Origin of the sequence: Paenibacillus sp. S-38, assembly GCF_049942825.1 — a bacterium.
Classification (GTDB): Bacteria; Bacillota; Bacilli; order Paenibacillales; family NBRC-103111; genus Paenibacillus_G.
This window is the reverse complement of the sequence record NZ_CP187970.1, coordinates 1,798,566-1,819,624: the sequence shown is the minus strand read 5'-3', so window position 1 is coordinate 1,819,624 and position 21,059 is coordinate 1,798,566. Positions and strand designations below refer to the sequence as shown.

Sequence of the window (21,059 nt, the reverse complement as noted above, 5' to 3'; positions counted from 1 at the left end):
GTTCAGTACTGTTCATTATTTTTCTACAATGGTCCCGTCTTTATGATAAGACATTACCCCCCGTATACGAAATGAATCCCGCAAGGTTTCAGGATCAGGGCTTAGGCTAGACAAAAGGCTTCTCGTTCACCTTCCCCGTCCCTCCCGGTGCCGCAGCCGGTTCCGTTCGTCCGGACAGCTTGGCAGCCCACTTCCGCCCGATCCGGATCGAAGGGACTTCGATTCTATAGTACGATAGAGCGGCCAAAGCGACGCTTCCCAGGGCTGCGATCCCTAGAATAAGCCCGATGGGGATCAGGCCATGGAGTAATCTTACACTGGCGATCAGAACGACCAGGTGGAGGAGGTACAGACTGTAGGAGATCTTCCCGAAAAAGTGGAGAACAGGATGCAGGAGCAGCCTGGAGAACGCTCCTTTGGACATCGCGGCAAGGATGAGCAGGCAGCAGCCGATCATATTAAGATCGGTGAATACCGTGGTCAGGGCGGCATTCTTCAGGGAGTCGGGCAGATGCAGGGAGTAGAGGAAGAAGCCGAGAAGAAACCATACGATTTTCCAAATAGGAGTCAGGGCCTGATAAACGGCAATCAACCGGTCCTTGTGCTTGGCCAGCAGCGCGCCAACCACGAATAAGAGCAGGAAGCCCAGCGTGTTACCGTACCCTTCGAGATAGAAACCCGCAAAGCCAAGGACCAGGTACAAGAGGATGTTCCGCTTCCAGGAGAATCGGATGACCCCGTACATGAGGAGAGGAAAGATGAGGGAAACGCGCATTTCGTGGACCAGGGACCAGATGACGTTGTTGTAGGCATGATCGTTGAACTGCCCGACCAGGAGCAGATGGTGAAGCAGTAACGGAAGCGTCAGCGGTTCCGTCCAGCTGGAGTTGAACCAGTCACTGAATTCGGGAAGAGGGCCTTGCCCCATGGCCCAACTGAGGAAGATTGCGAGCGAGATGGCTAAGTAGTAAGGGAAGTAAATTCGGCAGAACCGCTTGACGATGAAGGGGAGATAGGCAATATGGGCCCCCGGTCTCAGAAATGGCAGGGCCAGCACAAACCCGCTTAATACGAAAAACAGCTTGACCGCTTCCGGTCCTCCGATGAACAGCGATCTCAGGAACGGCACATACTTGGCGATAAAGAGGAAGGGATGCTCTTGATACGAGACGGACGAGGCAATCAGCGGAAACACCAGCAGCAGATGGGTGATCAATACGGAGAGGGATGCCACTCCCCGGATCGAATCCAGTTCCGGGTAGTGTTCTTTCTTTGCGGCTGTGACAGGATTCAACGGTATTGTTCCTCCTTCGGCAAAATTTCCCATGCGATGCAAGCTTATTTTAGCCCATTCTACGCTACCAGAGGTATCCATACAACAGCACCCTTTCAATCTAAAGTAAAATTTAGGAGATATATGGATTGCATGGACAAAAAAATAGAAACCGGCTAAGCTGCCGGCTTCCCAGGTTTCGCTCTCCAAATGATCCCTTCAATTGTTCATGCAGTGAAGCAGCCGCCTGGCCTCTGACGGAAGTCCCATTCGTTCCAACTCCTTCACGAGCAGGAGCAGGGAATCGCAATCGCTGAACGCCTGTGCCTGGTAATCGCGGATCAAGGAAAGCTTCGTTTCAGCCCCCGCCGTATCCAGGAAAGCGGTAATCTCACTTAAGCGCTCGTAGGAAAACGCTCCCCCGCTCCAAGGGTGGGGCCCGCAGGCAGTGGAGGAGCCTCCCCCGATCGGCATCACGCCCAAGCCATCCTCCGTTTGCAGCACGACCCGGCCCCGTCTGTCAGCTCGAATCTCCTGCATATAGTCGAACGGATCCGGGATAGGCTTCAATCCGAACTCCTCCTGTGCCATGCGCCATACTTTCTCTCCCTGCCTCTTCCACTCCCGGTGGTCAAAGTACTCTGTCGTCCGATCTTCCTCCTGCCGCCTCACGGCATCCAAGTAGGCTGGTTTGACGGTGATATCGTTGAACAGCAATAGATCCTGACCGGCCAATGTCATGGAGAAGAAATCCCGGAGGTTCTTCGCCACCAAGCGTACGCAGTGGCCAAAATCCATAGGAGCCACGCAGATGACAGGCGCCTCCTCCAAGTTCGTATGCGTGCTGAAATCTGTCAGAATGCAGTAGTGAACACCGTCCACTCCCGTGCGGGCAAAACAAACGGAGTCCGCAGGCGAGCAAGAATAGCCTCCATTGTCATTGGCATGGATTCCCAGGAATAGACCGGTCGCGGTTTCAAGATAAGGGACGTCTGGAGCGATCTTCTTCTCCCATGCTAAGATCTGCTGCAAAAAGGGAACGGCCGCAGAGGCTGCAGTCACTTGGTTCACTCCTCCTGATCGACTTCAATAAGGATCCCACATAAGGAATCCAATATAAGGGATTTCTGCACCCCTCCCTTATTCCCCTTCCTGCTTCATCATAATAACGCTCCCAAGCTGCTCCCCTTTTGGCAGCCCGCCCTGCTCGGCGACCGCTGGGAAGGCCGGGATGTAAACTCGCGTATCGGGACGCCTGTATACACCACAGTTTCGCCTCAGATCCGGGAATCGGCAGCAGCAGCCACTCTGGATGAAGCCATTAACGGAACGCAGATACGTTATCTCCATCTTCAACAGGGCGATTCTAAAAATAGAGGAACTTACGTTCGCTATATTGAGGCATAACGCCGTTTTTCGATGAAGAGGAGGCCCATAAGACATCTGAGTTCTGTTAATATCTGGGAAATCGCGGGAAATATGTAAATAAGATACCTCCGTTCCTTTATCTCGAAATCTCTCAAGTGAACGGCGGTATGAACGCAGCAACGAATACGCCGGCCTGCCTACCCTGCAGTCATAACCCGGCCTGGTCGTTCCTTCCATTGCCGGTCCCGCCCCCCTCCTTCGCCGTTTCTACTGTAAGTTTTCACCTTCCTCTGCTCCAATAATGGGTCCATGACGGAGTCTCCAGCCGAAAAGCCCCCCTGGCCGCCCTATGACAGGTCCGCATGTTCCCTGCGTAACACGTCCGCCTTTATCGACAAATAGGAGTCTTGCCGCGATCACCGCAGCAGACTCCCGTTTGTTTTACGCGCCCACTACAGGGCCTCCTCAGGATACCTTTACCTTACCGCACAGCGGTTGGGTCCGATCTCCATCTCCCGCTGCTTCTCCTCATCCGGCTGAAGCTTGCCCCTGTTCGTCTCCCGGATCTCCCGGTAAGCGTTCGGCTGCGGCGGCAGGCTCTCCGTTACCAGCCTGCGGAAGGCCGGCTCCTCCCCGAGACGCAGACCGTGGTTGCGCTCGAACAGACTCCCAAGCTGGGCCGAGACGCTTCCATCTTCGTTCAACTCATCCACGGTCATGAAGTGAGCCGGCAGGACGGTCAGGTCACCAGGAAGCTGCTTGTACGTTGTGTGCAGAGATTCTTTAAGATCGCCGGCCCAGTCCTCCGCTTTTCCCGCGAGGTCCGGTCTCCCGATCGAATCGATGAAGAGGGTATCACCGGTGAGCAAAAACCGTCCGTCCACGATGAAGGAGGTCGAACCGATCGTATGTCCCGGGGTATACAGCGCATGAATGCGGATCGTCGCGCTTCCAATGGTGATAGTCTGTCCATCCTCCAGCTCTTCGTATTCGAACGTCACCTCTTCCGCGTCCTTCGGGGGCAGCCAGTATGCAGCCCCGGTTTCCTCGGCTATTCTCCGCCCGCCGGAGATGTGGTCGGCATGCAGATGGGTATCGAACACGTGGGTCATGCGTGCACCAAGGGATTTGGCAAAATCCGTATAGACGTCCGTCATCCTCGCAGCGTCGATCACCGCGGCTTCCCCATCCGAAACGGCCATATAAGACAGGCACCCTTTGCCTACCCGTACGAATTGGTACAGCTCGCCTCCCCCGCTAAGCTCCCCTACCTTGACCGGTTCGAGGTGCTCGCTCCATGCCTTCATGCCGCCCTGCAGATAGGCTGTCCGGAAACCGACTTCCGACAGCATCCCGGCCACCATGACCGATGAGCCCTCTTTGGCGCACACCACCAGAACCTCTTCACCGGCTGGCAGCAGATCCTTCATCTCGTCTACTCCATCCAGCAGGTCGAAGTACGGCACATTCAGGTGACGGAACCTCTTCCCTTCGATCTTCCAATCCGCAAAATCGCTCGAGTTGCGCACATCCAGGATGAACAGCGCTTCCCGACCAACGACTTTCGCTGCGACTTCCCCTGCCGACATCGCTCTTACTTCCATGCTCATATACCCCCCGGAGTATTATTTCGGACAAAAAAATATAGCATTACGCATCAAGACTCTGCTTCGCTGACCTTCTCTCCGGTCCATCGGCTCATGCCTGGTACTACGTTGAAGACCTTCGTAAAGCCGGCCTCCGCCAACTGCTGAGCGGCAAGATCACTGCGGCTGCCGGTCCGGCAGATCACATAGAGCGGCTTCTCCCGGTCCAGCTCACCGGTCCGGGACTCGAGCTCGCCCAGTGGAATCGACAGGGCTCCCGGAATGTGGCCGAACAGGAACTCGGCCTCTTCCCGGACATCCAGCACCGTCAGCGCCTCGCCCGCATTCAGCAGCCGCAGCAGCTCTTCATTCTCCGCCGCATGCGGGTGCTTCTTCTCCTGCTGCTCCTCCCCCGCCGATTTGCGGAGATAATGCTTTAGCAGGCCTCCGTCCTCCACGGTACCGAGGTACTGGTGCCCCCTGCTTTCCGCCCAAGCTTTGAGATCGGCGGTGGAGCCTTGATCCGTAGACTGGACCTCTACAATGCGCCCTGGCTCCAGGTCGTTCATGGCTTTCTTCGTCCGGACAATAGGCATCGGGCAGGCCAGTCCTTTGGCATCCACGATCAGATTGGCTTTGATATTCACGCAACGTGCTCCTTCCCTATGTGGAATCCGATCATGGATCAGATGAACAGGTTGACATTGCCGTTCTCAGCTTCCCCGAGATACGCAGCTACGCCGGCGTACTCCAAGCCGTCTATGAGCTCTTCAGGCTGGAGACCGAGCAGGTCCATGGTCATCGTACAGGCGACCAGCTTGACTCCTTGTTCCTTGGCGAGCTCGATGAGATCAGGCAGGGGCATCGCATTATGTTTTTGGATGACATGCTTGATCATCTGCGGCCCCATACCGGCGAAGTTCATACGCGACAGCCCCATCCGGTCCGCGCCGCGCGGCATCATCTTCGCAAACATCCGCTCCAGGAGGCCTTTCTTCACAGGTGCAGGCTGCTCTTTACGGAACGCGTTAAGGCCCCAGAAGGTGGAGAAAATGGTCACTTCATGATCATAGGCCGCAGCCCCGTTGGCTATAATAAAGGCGGCCATCGTTTTATCGTAATCTCCGCTGAACAGGATAATGGTGGTCTTCTTTTGGTCCGTCATGGTGCCGGGTTCTCTCCTTTAAAGTGGACTCACTGATGTTAGATTTATTACCTATACCTGTATGGGTATATAATGGTCAAAAAAGGCTCGGCCAGCCGGGTCAGCCCTTTTGGATCCAGAATTTCAGCACGCCGTCCTCCTCCCGGTCAGCAAGCAGCCGGTGTCCTCCGGACTTGGCCCATGCCGCCAGGTCGTTCTTGGCTCCTTTGTCGGTGGCGTGTACTTCAAGTACCTGGCCTGCGCTCAGCTCCTGCATTGCTTTCCTGGTTCTGACTATCGGTATCGGACAAGCCAGGCCTTTGGCATCCAGTACTTTATCTGCGTTGGTCATGATCGTGCATTCCTCCGTTGTTGTTTGTTCGTTGTCTTGTGATCATCGGGCTAGTACAAATTATACTTATACCCCTATGGGTATATTAAACGCAAAAAAGGGGGCTGTCAATCCCCCACCCTGCGGGTTAACAAGCCGGCAGCCCGCTGTCCGGCAAAGCTTCGCAATCCGTCATAAATCTGTCCCGAAGCTCCGCTGCTGCCGGCACTCCCATCTATGCTTACGGCCAGGGATCAACGGCTTTTCACAAGCAGCTCTACCGCTTCATGTACCATTCTGCCCGTATCGTTCCCTTTGGCTTTCTCTTCCAGAATGCACTGCTCCAGATTAACCGCCACAATATAGGCCATCGCTTTATCCGCGGCACTGCGTACAGCCGATAGCTGGGCAATGACATCCTTGCACTCTTTGCCCTCTTCCATCATCTTCAGCACGCCCCGGATCTGGCCTTCCATCCGCTTGAGACGTTGGCGAACTTTATCATCGTAGGTCCGCATGGTGAACTTCCCCCCTTATACTCCTGCAGGTATACCTATTATGTCCGATAACATGGAGAAGGACAAGGACAGGGCGCGTTCTGCAGCGCATATATCTCGGCAAACCCTTTTCGCTTCAGCACCCGGGCCGCCTTGATACTCTTGCGGCGGTTATCCGTCATAAGAAGGACCGGCTCACCCGGCTTCAGCTCTTTCTTCCAGACGTACGGAAGGCGGCCGAGCGAGATGTTCACCGCTCCGGGAATCGGATCCCGCCGGGCATCCAGTTCATCACGGATATCCACCCTCTTCAAGGACGCCTGGGAAGGAATCCTGTGCACGTCCCCCGGATCCAGGAACACCAGCCCCTTCACCGGCATCCAGCTTCTAAGGGCCCACACGATACACAATCCAAGCAGCAGCAAAATGGTCATGAACAGAACATCCCTCCGCAGGCTCCACCCAACCATGAATTAAGGATAGTGGAGAACCCTAATTTTAGGAGCAGTCAGTACATACCTATATACACATACCCCTATACGTACTGATAGTAGAGCATCAGCCACTGCGCTGTCAACCGGCTTCCGGAGTGATGCTCTTCCACCTGCGAGTATATACCTCTAGCCACCGGGCGAAAAAAAGAGGCATGCCGAGCCGTCCCGGCATACCTCCATTTACATTTGTACCGATGCTTCCGCAGCGCGGGTTCTTCCCCTCTTCACGCGGTCTGCACCGCTTCCCGCTCCAGAGCCGCCTTACGCCCCGCAGCGATCATCGCCTGGGCGGCGGCGATGCGGGCGAGCGGCACCCGGTAAGGCGAGCAGCTCACATAGTCGAGGCCCGCTCCATGGCAGAAGAAGATCGAATCCTTGTCTCCGCCGTGCTCCCCGCACACGCCGGTTTTCAGGGCCGGCTTCACGGCGCGTCCCTTCTCAACGGCCCACAGGATGAGCTCGCCCACTCCCTCTTCGTCGAGCACCTGGAACGGGTTCTCCGGCAGCAGCTTGTGCTCCAGGTAGTGTGTCAAGAACTTGCCTTCCGCGTCGTCCCGGCTGTAACCGAACGTCATCTGCGTGAGATCGTTCGTCCCGAAGGAGAAGAAATCCGCATGCCATGCGATCTGCCCGGCCGTGATGGCCGCGCGCGGGACCTCGATCATCGTCCCGACACGGTAAGGCACCTCCGGCAGAAGCTCACCCAGCACACGGGCAGCCGTCCGGTCGACGAGCTCCCGCAGGCGCTTCAGCTCGTTCGCATGGCCAACCAGCGGGATCATCAGCTCGGGCAGCACCTCGATTCCCTCCGCCCTGCAGGTGAGCGCCGCACGGAACAGCGCTTCGACCTGCATCTCGTAAATATCCTCGAAGAGGATGCCGAGCCGGCAGCCGCGCGTGCCGAGCATCGGATTCATCTCGTGCAGTCCCCGCACCTTGCGGAGGAGGGTGTCGACCTTCTCCTTCTCCGCCCGGTCGGACGAAGCATCGCAGGAGAGGCGGGCCTGCTGGACGATGAGGTGCTCGAGGCTCGGCAGGAACTCATGCAGGGGCGGGTCAAGCAGCCGCACCGTTACCGGCAGGCCGGCCATCGAGCGGAAGATGCCCTCGAAGTCCTCCTGCTGCATCGGCAGCAGCTTGCCGAGGGCCTCCCTGCGCGCCGCATCGTCCTCGGCCAGGATCATCTCCTGCACGACCGGCACCCGCTCGACGGACATGAACATGTGCTCGGTCCGGCACAGGCCGATCCCTTCGGCGCCCAGCTCTCTTGCCTTGGCCGCATCCTCCGGCGTATCGGCATTGGTCAATACCTTGAGGCGGCGGATCTCATCCGCCCAGCCGAGCAGCGTGGACAGCTCCGGCGAGATCTCCGGCTCCTTCAGGAGCAGCTTGCCGAGAATCACCCGGCCGGTCGCCCCGTCGATGGAGATCCACTCGCCTTCGTTCACCTGCTTCCCGCCGATGGTGAAGCTCCCTTCCCCGATGCGAAGCGCTTCGCAGCCGCAGACGCACGGCTTGCCCATGCCCCGGGCGACGACCGCCGCATGGCTGGTCATGCCGCCCCGCGTCGTCAGCACGCCGGTGGCGGCCAGTACGCCGTGGATGTCCTCCGGCGTCGTCTCCGCCCGGACGAGCAGTACCTGCCGGCCCGCTCTCGCCCACTCCTCTGCGGTGTCCGCGTCGAATACGGCCTGTCCTGTAGCAGCCCCCGGCGAAGCCGGCAGGCCGCTCGCCAGCACGTTCAAGGGCTGCCCCTCATCGATCGAGCGGTGCAGGAGCTGATCCAGATGGCTCACTTCGATGCGCTCCAGGGCCTCCGGCTTTGAAATGACGCCTTCCTCCACCAGATCCGCCGCTATTTTCACGGCCGCCTGTGCCGTTCTTTTGCCGCTGCGCGTCTGCAGAATATACAGCTTCCCGTTCTCGATCGTAAACTCGATATCCTGCATGTCCCGGTAGTGCCGCTCCAGTTTCTGCGCCACTTCTTCGATCTGCAGGTGCAGCGCGGGCTGTTCCCCTGCAAGACCGGCGATCTCCTGCGGGGTACGGATACCGGCCACGACATCCTCTCCCTGGGCGTTCATCAGATACTCACCGTACAGCACCTTCTCCCCTGTAGAAGGATTGCGGGTGAACAGCACGCCCGTCCCGCTGTCCTCCCCGAGATTGCCGAAGACCATGGACTGGATGTTGACAGCCGTCCCCTGATGGTCCGGGATCCGGTTCAGCTTGCGGTACACCACGGCCCGCGGATTGTTCCACGAGCGGAATACCGCCTCGATAGCCATGTGCAGCTGGTCGAACACCGCTTGAGGGAAGGCGACGCCGGCCTTCTTCTTGATCACCCGCTGGTAGGCCCGGCACAGCTCTTCCAGTCTCTCCGCGCTGAGCTCGCTGTCTTCCGTGCAGCCCTGTTCCTTCTTGAGCAGAAGCAGCTCCCGTTCAAAATGATAATGCTCGATCTCGAACACCACATTCCCGAACATCTGCAGGAGGCGGCGGTAGCAGTCATAGGCAAAACGGGGATTCCCCGTCATAACCGCAAGTCCGGCCACCGTCTCGTCGTTGAGACCGAGATTCAGGATCGTATCCATCATGCCGGGCATGGAGGTTACCGATCCCGACCGGACGGAGACCAGCAGCGGGGCTTCCGCCCGTCCGAAGCCCTGGTTCTTAAGCGCTTCGATGGCGGACATAGCGGAAGCCACTTCGTCCATCAGGCCTTCGGGCAGAAGATTCCCTCCCGCGAAGTAAGCCCGGCACACCTCGGTCGTTACAGTGAAGCCCGGAGGGACAGGCAGTCCCGCCTTGGTCATCTCGGCCAGATTCGCCCCCTTGCCCCCAAGCAGTGTCTTCATCTCCGCATTCCCTTCCGTAAAAAACAGCACCCTCTGTTTTCTCATCCGTCTTTCTCCTCCCATCTCTATATGAACATAAAATGTGACGCACTATTCTTATTTAGTATGTATTATATTTTTGATATTACCTTTTGTGTTGATATATTTCAACCGTTTTGTTTTATTAATAATGCGTTTTATATATTTTTCCGTTCAACATTCCGTCATAAATGGAGGAGCCATCTGTACAGCGCAACAATCATGATAGAAACTGCGTTTGTAAATATATAATATTTTCCAATTAAGGAAATGGAGGCTGCTTGCTTGAAAGGATTTGTTTTCAGTCTGACTTGTGCCGCTGCACTCATCATTAGTGCTATCACTTTTGCAGACCTTAAGGCAGACCTTGCTCTCTCCGGGGATCCATCCGGGGATGCTATTCAAACAGAAGATGGTGTGTTTGTAAAAGTGCCCGCGCTGGGACAGATCACCCAAGACGAGATTGCTTTTGATACTGGACAAACAACGAATCATACCAAAATGATTATTAATGCAAACGGAGACATTTATATCAAGGAAGAGGCTGCTCCCACAGGCCCGATCAAAGCAACCCGTGAGGAGACCCTCACCCCTGCTCGGATTGATAAGGAATGGAAGTCTGCTTTTTGCTGCCAATCTACAGAAACAAGAACATTTCATATCAACGAGGGCTCTGGCCACGTGAAGCTGTTTATTCAAAATAAATCAAGCACGGAACTCAGCTATAACGTTCAGCACAGAGAGAGTGGAATGGTATACTCCTCTGGTCACATCAGCGGAGGCGGCCATGCGACTTGGCTGAGTTGGGAGAAGGATCCGCAGGGAGTGAGGACCGGCGATTATCACGTTATTTTCTCAGGTGGCAATAATGACGTTAGCGGTGAATACTGGGGTCAAGCAGCCTCCTTGCTTTCTGAAATCCAGGTCAATTAGACAGCCGGCAATCCAGAAGAAACTTCCACTTACTTGTTATGCTAACCTGAGTGATATAAAGCGGCAAGCTCGGCTTCTCGTTTCATCCGCGGTTCGCGAACAGCAATGAAGCAGCCGGTTTGATCATTGGCGAGGGAACGGCGATGATCATGCTTTTTCCCGAACCTGTGTTCAAGGGCTTTGCGGGAAATGAGATTGCCGACACAACAAAGGGCACGGAGGTATTATTCTCCATTGGTGCAGGGAGTCCGGAAGAAGTGGATGATATGGTCCGCAGGGCGGTTAGTGCAGGTGGAACAGTCTACGGTAAAACCGGATACAAGGATGGCTGGATGTACGCTGGCGGCTTCGTCGATTTGGACGGTCATCGCTGGAATGTGCTGCATATGGATATGAGCAAGATGCCGCAGGAGTAACCTGTTCCCTTTCATTCAGGCTGCGCTGGGCCAACAGGGAAGAATTGCATATAAAAAAACGCCTCCCCCGCCTGTCTTTACGACAAGCTTGGAGAGGCGTTTTTCTGCTGTGCAGGTCTATTCCTTGCAGCCCTGAAGCGAACGATCCGCTAGCTAGTTCTTCGTAATCCGCACATCGTCGAGATAGACAGCCGACGTCCCGGTTCCACCGAAGCTCTCGAACTTCAGCCCGACCGCCTTGACGCTGCTGAGGTCGCTGATGCCTGCGAGCGGCAGCGCAATCGTCTTGAAGCCGCTGGAGTCCACATCGACCGGGCCGCTGTCCGTCCAAGTCCAGCCTGCGCCGGTCTTGATGTACAGCCTTGCCTTAGCCGTGCCGCCGGCCAGCTTCACTTGGGCGCTCAAGCTGTCCACCGCGCTCAGATCAAGGCTCTCGAACTTGACGAGCTCGAAGTCGCTGCCCGCCAGCGAGAACGGGGCGCCCAGGGCGTGCGTTCCTTCCGCATAAACATCCGCCGAGACGGCGGCGGCTCCCGCGCTAGCGTTGTTCACATCGACGGCCCAGCCCTGTACGCCGTCCTCAAAGCCGTACAGCAGACCCGGCTGTGCCGGCGTGCTGCCCGGGCCGGTGCCGCCGTTCGGCACGCCGCCCGTCCCGTCGTTGTAAGCCTGGATCTCGTCGAAATACAGCGTTCCGCTGGTGCCTGCTGTGCCTTCCGCCTTGTTCACATAGACGCCGAAGGAGCGGATGTCCTTAAGATTCTCTTTGGTCATCACCTTCCCCGCATTGGCCGTATCCCATTGAGCCGGAGTGAACTGGCTGAACGGAATCTCCACCACACCGGCCGTCGTACCGGCCAGCGACGGGTAAGCCTCGAACGAGATCCCGCTCGCATTCACCTGGAGGACGAGCTTCTGCCCGCTGCCGTCCGGGGCCAGCCAGAGCTTCAGCTTGTTGGCCTCCGACCAGTCCACATTGTTCATGTTCTTGACCTGCCCGGTATAGCCTTGGCCGCCAACGTTATAATCGAACTTCAGGCCGTATTTGCCCCCGTTCTTATGCTCCGCATCCAGCGCGATCGTATTGAGATCGCCGGCCGGGCTGTAAGCTGCATCCAGCAGTTCATTGCTGCCCTTGTAGAGATCGAACGTGTCGACGACCAGCGGGTCGGTATTGCCCTGCACGTCGCTGACGAACACCTGGATCGTCTGGGACAGCACCTCGCCGTTCTTCGCATAAGACTTCACAGTCAGCGTCGTGCCCGATTCATCGAGGGCCGCGCCCGGTGTCCAATCCGCCGTATAATAAAAGCCTTCGGCATCAAGCTTCATCGGATGCTCGGCCGGGTCGCTGCCGATCCGGTAGGTCATCTTCTTGACCTTCTGGTTCACCGCATGGGCGCGGATGGTCGTCGGCTTCATCGTCGGTACCGTCTGGTTCGCCGTCGGAGAGGCGATGTGCATGAACGGCCGCTCCTTAGCGGCCCGCACCTTCCGGCTGTACGGCTTGCCTGCTCTGACCTCGTCGCTGAAGGAAGTGTAGGCGTCTTCATAATACTTCTCGAAATCCGGCAGCAGCTCGTGGTCGCCGAGCCCGTTCGGCGCGTTCCGGTAAGGCACGAAGATCGAATCCGTGTTAAAATTCGCCCAGGTCAGCATGTAAGCCATCCGCTTCGCATCCGGATCCGACTTCAGCGCCGCGGCCAGCTTCGTATAGAACTGCAGGTCCTTCGTGCCCGTCGGCTTCACTCCGGAGTAGCCGAACTCGGTGAACGCCGCGATCTTCCCTTTGCTGTCCGCCAGTCTTGAGATCAGCTTCGCATCGTTCACGGCCGTATCGAACCAGCCCTGAGTCGAGCCGTCATAATAGGTATCGAAGCCGAGAATGTCGACATAGTCGTCGCCCGGGTAGGTCTCCAGGAAGGTCGCTTCCGTGCTGTTGAACGGGCTGCCCGGCGAGAATGCGTACAGGAAGTTATGAACGCCCTTCTTGTCGCGCAGGTATTCCACCGTGTAGCGGTAAATCTCGATGTACTGGTCCTTTGTACGGTATGGGGCCCCCCACCAGAACCAACCCCCGTTCTGCTCATGGAACGGACGGAAGATAACCGGGATCGCTTTGCCCTTGTCGTCCTTCAAGTGGTTCGCGAAGTCCGCGATGGTGTCGAGGAACCGGTTAAACTCCGCATGCTTGTCGCCCCCCGGCAGGATGTGGGATAATACTTGTCCCTTCGTATCATAGAAGGTGCCGCCGGTGACGAAGTTCGGCATGTGCGAGCTCAGCGTGAGCACGCCGCCCTCCTTGTACGCCGACTTCATCACGGCGATCAGCGCATCGCGGTTCTGCTCCTTCGCCGCGCCCAAGGTGCCCGGCTTCTCGTGGCCTTCGAGGCTCAGCGTATCCCAGCCGAACAGCCCCGGCAGATCGCCCACGGCGTTCTTCACCTCGGACTGTGTGCCGTCCTTCGCCGTAATGGAGAGGCCCTCCGTCGTCGCATGCTGGTGTCCGAACAGAATCTCCCTGCCGCGGATGTCCTCCAGATAGGCGAACAGCGACCGGGTCTCCGCCGTCGCATCCTTGTCGGCGAGATTCTCCACCCGCACACGCGCCTTCTTCGAAGCCTCTCCCTTCCCGGGTCCCCAGGAGGCTTCTTCCTCCGCTCCGGCACGAACCTCGGTCTTGGCCGGGGCTCCCTGCGCCGCGGCCAGCGCCGGAGTGACCGGTGCCGCCAGCAGAGCTGCCGTAACCACGCCGCTCATCCACTTGATTCTTCTCGTCATCACATTCACCTGTCCTCTTCGTCATATTGGGCCAAGCATGGTGAAGCGTCCCCTCATGGGCTAACGCAGCCGGTCTCACCTCCCCGCCGGAATACGCGCATGCCTTCTCTCCGGCTCCCGGAGCGTCCAATCTGTTGGTTCGAGGGCCGGAGAGGCCCCCGCTGCTAAGATTTTACCGCCCCGTCCGTAACCCCCGAGATTATAAACCGCTGCGCCGCGAGATAGATGATCAGCGTGGGCAGCAGAACGGCGATGATTCCCGCCGACAGCACGTTCCACTGCGACATGCGGTCCTGGGTGAAGAGCATCAGCCCGCTGGTGATCGTGGACAGCTTCGAGGAAGGCATATACACCGTCGGAATGAAGAAATCGTTATAAATGCCGACCACCTTCAGGATCGAGATGGTGGCGATCGCCGGACGCATCAGCGGGAGAATCACCGACCAATAGACCCGGAAGTAAGAAGCGCCCTCCACCCTCGCGCTCTGGTCGAGCTCGGTGGGGATTTTGTACATGAACTGCATGAACATATAGATATCGAGCACGCCCGCAGCCGAATACAGCAGCAGTCCGGCGTACAGGGTGTTGTACAGCGCCAGGCTCTTGATCACCGTGAAGGTGGCAATCGCCGTCGTCGTAGTCGGCAGCACGGCCGCGAAGACATACAGGCCGAGGATCAGCTTGCGCCCGCGGAACTTGAAGCGCGTGATGACATAAGCGACCATCGTTCCCATGAAGATGCTGGTAATGAGCGAGACGACAATCAGGATGCCGACATTCTGGAAGCCGAGCAGCATTTTCCCCCGCCTCCAATACACCTTGAAGTTCTCGAAGTTCAGGAAGTTCTGCGGCAGGTCCCATACCTGCGAATACATGTATTCCTGATTGGACTTGAAGGAGACCAGGAATACGATCAGGATCGGCGCAATCACCAGAACCACGAAGCCCAGCAGCAGCGCATAATTCAGCAGACGGAGTGCGGGGTGATTGACCACCAGCCCCGATTCCATGGCACGTTTTCTCCTCATCCCTCTTCCCCCCCGCCGCGGATCACCAGGTTCTGGACCAGCAGCACGACCAGCACAATGGCCAGCAGGAAGACCCCGAGTGCGGATGCCAATCCGAAGTTGTGAAAGTTAAATGCCGTATAGTAAGCCATAGATGCAAACGTCTGCGTCCGGTCGCCGGGACCGCCCTTCGTCATGATGAACGGCTGGAAGAAGGCCTGCAGCGCCCCGTTCAAGCTCAGGAAGAGATTGATCTGTACGACCAGCTTCATGCTCGGAATCGTGATGAACCGGACCTTGTGCAGAAAGTTGGCGCCGTCGATGCTCGCCGATTCGTACAGATCCCGCGGAATCGACTGCAGCGCGCCGAGGAAAATCACCATCGCCAGACCCGTATTCTGCCACAGCCCCATGAAGGCCAGCGACATGTTCGCCCACCAGCTGTTGCCGAGGAAGCGCACCGCATACTCTTCAAGGCCGATGCCCCGGAGCAGAATGTTAACGGGGCCGTCTTCGAAGTTATACATGTAGCTGAACATGTAAGCGACCGCCACCCCATTCAGAATATAGGGCATGAACAGGAAAGAGCGGAAGAACCGCTTGCCCCGGATATTCGAATCGAGCAGGATCGCAAAATACAAGCCGAGGAACGTCTGGATCACCGAGATGATCACATAAGCGAGGTTATTGACGAGCGTCTTCCAAGCCATATTCTCCCGGAGAATCGTCGTGTAATTATCGAGTCCCACATAGTTGTATGTCGGCTTCATGCCGTCCCAATCCGTCAGGCTCATCTGGAACAGCTTCAGGGCCGGATAGTACGAAAATACAAGCAGGATGATGAGTGGAAGCGCCAAAAACAGCCCGATCGTCCATCTTCTTTCCCATATGTCATTACTGCTCTCCAGCATGGGCCTCTCCGCCTTTGTCTTTACTTTGGGTCATGGGGAAGAGAGCCGGCTCCGCTTGCGCCCTGCCGGCCCGCCTCCACCCTCCCCGAATTTACTTGCCAAGCGCCTTGCGTGCATCCGCCCACTTCTTGTTATACTTGTCGATCACTTCCTGCGGATTCTCCGCAAGCACATATTCCTGGGCGACCTTCTTCGTATCGATCTGCGCCTTGTTGATGAGCTCCTGGTATTCCGGCTGGAGCGCTTCCCATTCCACAATCGGAAGGTTGTACGAGAACAGCTCCTTGAGGAAAGGCTCCTCGGCTTTGTAATCCTTGTTCGGTGGAATCATCCCCGCCTTCTTCGGCATATAGCCCTTATCCCACATGAACTTCAGGAACGCTTTCGCCGCCTCAGGGGACTTCGAGTTCTTCGTCACCCCGTACATATAGTCCGCCGAGCCGACGAGCGCCTTGGCGCCCGGCGCCGGGAACATCCCGATATCCTCCGGCTTGCCGCCGTTCTGTTCGATCTGGGCCGGCAGCCAGGTGCCGAGATAGGTCATGCCGATCTTGCCCTGGGCCAGGTCGCGCTTGGATGCGTCCCAGTTCGTGGACATAAGATCCTTCTCGAGATACCCTTTGTCCGCCAAGGTCTTCAGGAATTGAATTCCCTCCAGCAGAGAGCCCGGCTCCTTAGCGAAAAGGTCCTTACTCACCAGCGTGTTCTGGTAGTTCTTCGAACCGGTCATATCATTGGAGTAAGCCCCGTCGACGTAATTGCCGAGCGGCCAGCCATCCTTGAAGTTCGAGGCGACCGGCGTAATCCCCTTGGCCTTCAGCTTCTCCGCTGCGGCGAGGAATTCTTCCATCGTCTTCGGCGCCTGCTCGATGCCGGCCGCACGGAATGCGGCTTTGCTGTAGATGAAGCCCTGGTAGTTCACACCGATCGAAAGCGTATACAAATGATTGTCCGGCCCCGCGCCGTTTTCGTAATACCACAGGTTCTCCTTGGTATACCCCAGGTCGTCGATCGGAACGAAGTAGGTCGGATAGTCCTTCCTCGTCATCCCCAGTCCGCTCGGGACGAACATGATGTCAGGGAGCTCGTTCGCGGCAATCTGCGTCTTCAGCACATCATCGCCCTTGCTGGATTCCACCGTGATCTTCACGCCCGGATTCTTCGCGGTGAACTCTTCGGCGATGTCCGTGAGCACCGTATCGGCCAGGTCGGTCCGGTGAGTCAGGAACGTAATGTCCCCCTTCAGCCCCGAGGCCTCGGACGAAGATGAGCCTTCGGCAGGCTCAGGACCCCCGGAAGAGCAGGCTGCAAGCAGGGATGTCGCTGCGAAGGCAGCAGCCAGAATGGCAATCGAACGTTTCAAAAGAAGTTCCCCCTCGACTAATTTGTTTGATATGTTTGCTTATTTGTTATTATTCTAACGAATTTATCTCCTTGGGAACATCACCGAATTTAAGATTTCTTTGCATTTTTACAGATCTGGCTCGGGCTTGGCCAAACGGAGGCGAGCCGGATCAAAGTGGAGGAAGGCGATAATAAGGCCGCAAAAGAAAAGAGCAGCTGCTCAATATCGAGCAGCCGAACATGCAAAAAAGCCGTTTCCCGGCAGGAACGGCTTTCCATTACTTTCATGCAGCGGCGAGGGCAGGCTGCCTCGCGGATGGCTTTTACGTGCGCAGTCCTCCGCACTGGGAGTGAATCCTTACAACGCGGTTCGTTTGCTTCGTCATCACTTGATCCTGCGTTCTCGGGCGGATGAATACTCAAGCAGCATGCGATTCAGCTCAAGGACCAGCTGTGCAGGATCGCCGCACCCGGTCAGCAGGGCTTCCCTGATTATCGCGCCGGCCTGCTCCTGGAAGGCGATATATCCGTCAAAGCGCGGACGCACATACCCTAGATCCAACGTACGGAGCGTATCGCGAAAAAAATGATGGGTAAGCTCATTGGCCGCTTCATCCGTCCACGCACTGCGGTGCCCTGGCTGCCCGCCGCTGGTCACGTAGGTCGTGCGCTGAAACGTGCCTCCGGCCACCAGCTGAACATACTCCACGGCCGCTCGGATATGCCGGCAGCGGTTCGATACGGCGATCCCGACACCCCCGATCATGCTCCCGCGGGGCAGCCCCGTGTCCGAGGGAATATCGGCATACCGGAGAAGGTGCGAAGCAAAGCCCCGCCTCGCATAATTCGAGTAGCCGTAGATCAATGGAACATAAGCAATCTGATCGGTGGAGGCCATCAAGTCGGACATGCCGATCGGATCCATCGAGAAGGAACTCTGGTGCAGATAAGGTGCAAGCTCCTGCAGCCGGCTGAGCGCCTCTGCGCCGATCTCCGGCTGCAGTTCGGCCCCCTCCTTCCAGAAGCTGCCACCCGATAGCTGAGCGCTCAGCGTGACGAAGCTCGCGAAGGCATGAACCGGCAGAAGCGGGAGCCCGAGCTTCTGCTCCTCAGGCAGCTCCCTGGCGAGCAGGCGAACTTCCTCCCACGTCGACGGCACCTTGAAGTGATGCCGCTCCAGGAGATCCTCCCGGTATGCACTTACCTGAGCCGCAGCATCCGCAGCCAGCGCCCACTGCTTCCCGTTCCAAGAATAGCTGTCGTGGCTTAGGCCCACGCTGCTGCGGCGCTGATCCTCGAGGTAAGCCTCGGAGATCCAATCATTCAAGGGTACGAGTACATCGTGCCCCACCGCTGCACCGATATGAGGGTGATCGATCATGATGAAGTCATACGTCTCGGCTAATCGCTCAAGCGGATACGCCTCGAAGTCATGAAGCGATCTGGCATCCCAGCTGATCTCGATCCCGGGATGCTGCTTCTTGAAAGCCTCCGAGGCAGCCTCCAGCGGCAGCACCCCTCTCGGATGGTCCCATGTCATGCCGCGCAGATGAATCATGTCCCCATTTCCCCCTCGATTTCTTACTCGATTTCTTCCTTGATTTCCTTCAGATAAACCGGTCGGTTCTCCTCCATGGAGCGGTAGGCGGCAAATACCATCTGCAGCGTCAGCAGATTGTCCCGGACGCTGTTCTCCGGCTCCCGCTCCTCCTCGACCGCCCGCATCAGCTCGCCCATGGTGCCCATGAAGGCATGCGGAAACCACCGGCCCTCCAGCGCCGGCTGGAACCACGACGGACCAAGCTGCTTCGTGCAGTAGCTTATCGTATCCTCCCGCCCATGCGGATAGTTGTACAGCGCGCCGTTGGTTCCCTTGATGATGCCTTCCGTCCCCTCAAAGCGGAACGTGGCATACCAATCCTCAGGCTCAGCCCAGTTGTTATGATTATCGTGAATGAGGGCTCTGCCCTCGCCCGGGAATTTGATATGCATCAGTGTGCGCGTCTCCCCAAGGCTCGTCTGCCCGGGATAACGGGCACCGTCCGCGTAGAGATATTCCGGCTTCCCGAACAGGAAGCGGATGGAATCCAGATAATGAATGCTGTGATACAGCACCTCCAGCCGGGGAATCTTCGTAATCCAAGGCCAGGATTCCCAATCCGTCCTGACATTGACTTGGATGGAGGCCTGCAGGGGAGCTCCCAGCCAGCCCTGCTCCATGATGGCCTTGCTGGCGCGTATGCCCGGGGACCACCGCATCTGCTGGTTCACGGCAGCCCGTATGCCGGCCTGCTCACATAAGGAGGCTATACAGTGAGCTTCGCGGTAGTCCTCGCTGAGCGGCTTCTGGCACAGCAGGTGCTTGCCTGCGGCGGCCGCTTCCTTCACCACCTGAAGCTGGTGCTTGGCAGGAACCGCAATATCAACGATGGTTACCGAAGCATCCTCCAACAGCTCGGAGAGTGTGGAATACACCTTCGGTATCCCGTACTGCCCCGCAAGTGCACTGGCCTTGGCCCGATCGACGTCATAGATGCCTTCGACACGAAACCCCGCCATCCGGTAGGCCGGCAGGTGGCAGGACGCCACGATCTCCCCCGCTCCCACGATGGCGATTCCCATCGTCCGGTCCTTCGGAAGCTTGGGCTTGTAGTCGAGCTGGGGCTCCCTCATGCCGATGCCCCCTTCCGCTTCACCATAAGCAGATGCTCACACACCAGCACCGTCTCTCCGCGTTGGTTGGCCACCTCACACAGTTCGGTAACGAACCCGTAGTCCGGCCGCTTCGGATGCTCGCGCTTCTCCTTCCACGTCACCCGGACGCGGATCGTATCCCCGATGAATACCGGCTTAATAAACCGAAGCCGATCATATCCGTAGGAGAAGGCCTCAGGGTTCACCTCTCCCGCCGTCATGCCTACCGCTACGCTGAAGATCAGTGTCCCATGTGCGATCCGCTGCCCGAATTCCTGCGTCCTGCACCATTCGGCATCCATATGATGAGGATAAAAATCGCCGGTTTGTCCCGCATGCATCACAATGTCCGTCTCCGTGATCGTTCTTCCCATGGTTTCTCTTATAGCACCGATTTCATATTCCTCGAAGCATACCGACCGAAACATCGCCTGACTCCTCTCTCTGATCCAGATCCAGATGGAAAACGTCCTCCATGCCCGCATTCACCCGGCTTCCTCGTCTCCGGCGGCTGCCGACAAGGCTTGCATATGGCCCCCCCTTAGCCGCCCCTGCCGCTCTCCTAAGGGCGGATACCGTAGAATCGTGACGCCGTACCGCCCAGCACCGCATCCCGCTCCTCAGCGGAGCGTCCCTGCAGGGCGATCCCCGTCTGCTCCCACACCTTGGCATAGTCCCCCGCCAGAAGGGAGACCGGCCAATCGCTCCCAAACATCAAGCGGGCCGCACCGAATTGTTCGAAGGCATGGTCAACATATGGCTGTATATCGGCCGCAGACCAATGCTCCCAATCCGCAGCGGTGTTCAGCCCGGAAATCTTGGCAACTACCTGAGGATACTGCGCTGCCTGTGCCAGCTCCGATGCCCATGGCTCCATGCCTTTCTCCTTAATGGGCGGCTTCGCCAAGTGATCGATGACCATCCGCAGCTCAGGAATATTCTCGGCAAGATACGGGACGTGCTTCAGATGGTTCGGGAACACCGCCACCACGTCGAAGGGAAGCCCGAAGGAGGCCAGCACCCGCAGTCCTTCTACTACCTCCTTGCGGATCACCCAGTCCGGATCCGGCTCGTCATGGATCAAGTGCCGCACTCCCTTGAACAGCGGATTGCCTGCGAAGCGCTCCAGCATTCTCCCCGCCTCGAGCGGGTCGTCCAGCTTCACCCATCCGACAACCCCGCCGATCCACTCATGCTTTGCACCAAGCTCGAGCATAGATTCGGTATCCTCGTAAGAGTTGGCCGCCTGCACAAGCACTGTTTTATCAATGCCTGCCGCCTTCAAGTGAGGCTCCAGTTCCTCCGGCTCATAGGTCCGGAATAACGGACCATGCGAGGGATTCAGCCACGGGTACTCCTGCTTCTCCAAATTCCAAACATGCTGGTGACTATCAACTCTCATGT

General features: G+C 57.5%; 20 protein-coding genes. 2 read left to right on the top strand and 18 right to left on the bottom strand.

Annotated features, from left to right (window positions below):
- Positions 1-106 precede the first annotated feature (106 nt).
- From ACP26L_RS08710 to ppdK, 9 genes are all read right to left on the bottom strand, one after another.
- On the bottom strand, positions 107-1,294 hold the full coding sequence (locus ACP26L_RS08710; RefSeq protein WP_426452123.1) for an acyltransferase family protein: 1,188 nt from the start codon (positions 1,292-1,294) through the stop codon (positions 107-109).
- 198 nt (positions 1,295-1,492) lie between these two features.
- Positions 1,493-2,335, bottom strand: a complete 843-nt coding sequence (locus ACP26L_RS08705) for a hypothetical protein (protein WP_426452122.1) — start codon at positions 2,333-2,335, stop codon at positions 1,493-1,495.
- A 782-nt stretch (positions 2,336-3,117) separates the two neighbouring features.
- On the bottom strand, positions 3,118-4,245 hold the full coding sequence (locus ACP26L_RS08700) for an MBL fold metallo-hydrolase (protein ID WP_426452121.1): 1,128 nt from the start codon (positions 4,243-4,245) through the stop codon (positions 3,118-3,120).
- Positions 4,246-4,298: 53 nt separating this feature from the next.
- Entirely contained in the window at positions 4,299-4,874 is a 576-nt protein-coding gene (locus ACP26L_RS08695; protein ID WP_426452120.1) for a sulfurtransferase TusA family protein, read from the bottom strand.
- Positions 4,875-4,912: 38 nt separating this feature from the next.
- A complete protein-coding gene (locus ACP26L_RS08690) occupies positions 4,913-5,392 on the bottom strand; it encodes a DsrE/DsrF/DrsH-like family protein (RefSeq protein WP_426452119.1) in 480 nt (159 codons plus the stop codon).
- 100 nt (positions 5,393-5,492) lie between these two features.
- A complete protein-coding gene (locus ACP26L_RS08685) occupies positions 5,493-5,723 on the bottom strand; it encodes a sulfurtransferase TusA family protein (protein ID WP_426452118.1) in 231 nt (76 codons plus the stop codon).
- Between the two features lie 233 nt (positions 5,724-5,956).
- Positions 5,957-6,220 (bottom strand): metal-sensitive transcriptional regulator, encoded by a 264-nt coding sequence (locus ACP26L_RS08680; protein ID WP_426452117.1) that lies wholly within the window; start codon positions 6,218-6,220, stop codon positions 5,957-5,959.
- Between the two features lie 38 nt (positions 6,221-6,258).
- On the bottom strand, positions 6,259-6,633 hold the full coding sequence (locus tag ACP26L_RS08675) for a rhodanese-like domain-containing protein (RefSeq protein ID WP_426452116.1): 375 nt from the start codon (positions 6,631-6,633) through the stop codon (positions 6,259-6,261).
- A gap of 284 nt (positions 6,634-6,917) precedes the next feature.
- On the bottom strand, positions 6,918-9,596 hold the full coding sequence (gene ppdK, locus ACP26L_RS08670; protein WP_426452115.1) for a pyruvate, phosphate dikinase: 2,679 nt from the start codon (positions 9,594-9,596) through the stop codon (positions 6,918-6,920).
- Between the two features lie 258 nt (positions 9,597-9,854).
- Here ppdK and ACP26L_RS08665 point away from each other — a divergent pair, with 258 nt between their 5' ends.
- Positions 9,855-10,502, top strand: coding sequence for a hypothetical protein (locus tag ACP26L_RS08665; protein ID WP_426452114.1), 648 nt, complete (start codon positions 9,855-9,857; stop codon positions 10,500-10,502).
- A 119-nt stretch (positions 10,503-10,621) separates the two neighbouring features.
- Positions 10,622-10,918, top strand: a complete 297-nt coding sequence (locus ACP26L_RS08660; RefSeq protein WP_426452113.1) for a VOC family protein — start codon at positions 10,622-10,624, stop codon at positions 10,916-10,918.
- Positions 10,919-11,071: 153 nt separating this feature from the next.
- Here the strand turns inward: ACP26L_RS08660 and ACP26L_RS08655 are convergent, their stop codons facing one another.
- The 9 genes from ACP26L_RS08655 to ACP26L_RS08615 form a co-directional block, all read right to left on the bottom strand.
- Entirely contained in the window at positions 11,072-13,699 is a 2,628-nt protein-coding gene (locus tag ACP26L_RS08655; RefSeq protein ID WP_426452112.1) for a glycosyl hydrolase, read from the bottom strand.
- 164 nt (positions 13,700-13,863) lie between these two features.
- Entirely contained in the window at positions 13,864-14,727 is an 864-nt protein-coding gene (locus ACP26L_RS08650; protein ID WP_426452111.1) for a carbohydrate ABC transporter permease, read from the bottom strand.
- Entirely contained in the window at positions 14,724-15,617 is an 894-nt protein-coding gene (locus ACP26L_RS08645) for a carbohydrate ABC transporter permease (protein ID WP_426452110.1), read from the bottom strand. The genes ACP26L_RS08650 and ACP26L_RS08645 overlap by 4 nt, the downstream gene beginning before the upstream one ends.
- A 91-nt stretch (positions 15,618-15,708) precedes the next feature.
- Positions 15,709-16,980 (bottom strand): ABC transporter substrate-binding protein, encoded by a 1,272-nt coding sequence (locus tag ACP26L_RS08640; protein WP_426452109.1) that lies wholly within the window; start codon positions 16,978-16,980, stop codon positions 15,709-15,711.
- Positions 16,981-17,069: 89 nt separating this feature from the next.
- Positions 17,070-17,249, bottom strand: a complete 180-nt coding sequence (locus tag ACP26L_RS08635) for a hypothetical protein (RefSeq protein ID WP_426452108.1) — start codon at positions 17,247-17,249, stop codon at positions 17,070-17,072.
- A 97-nt stretch (positions 17,250-17,346) separates the two neighbouring features.
- Positions 17,347-18,519 carry an ABC transporter substrate-binding protein gene (locus ACP26L_RS08630; protein ID WP_426452107.1) on the bottom strand — a complete coding sequence of 391 codons (1,173 nt, stop codon included), beginning with the start codon at positions 18,517-18,519 and terminating at the stop codon, positions 17,347-17,349.
- A 23-nt stretch (positions 18,520-18,542) separates the two neighbouring features.
- On the bottom strand, positions 18,543-19,634 hold the full coding sequence (locus ACP26L_RS08625; RefSeq protein WP_426452106.1) for a Gfo/Idh/MocA family protein: 1,092 nt from the start codon (positions 19,632-19,634) through the stop codon (positions 18,543-18,545).
- Positions 19,631-20,140, bottom strand: a complete 510-nt coding sequence (locus ACP26L_RS08620) for a MaoC family dehydratase (RefSeq protein WP_426452105.1) — start codon at positions 20,138-20,140, stop codon at positions 19,631-19,633. The genes ACP26L_RS08625 and ACP26L_RS08620 overlap by 4 nt, the downstream gene beginning before the upstream one ends.
- Before the next feature lie 77 nt (positions 20,141-20,217).
- On the bottom strand, positions 20,218-21,057 hold the full coding sequence (locus ACP26L_RS08615; RefSeq protein ID WP_426452104.1) for an amidohydrolase family protein: 840 nt from the start codon (positions 21,055-21,057) through the stop codon (positions 20,218-20,220).
- Positions 21,058-21,059: the final 2 nt, after the last annotated feature.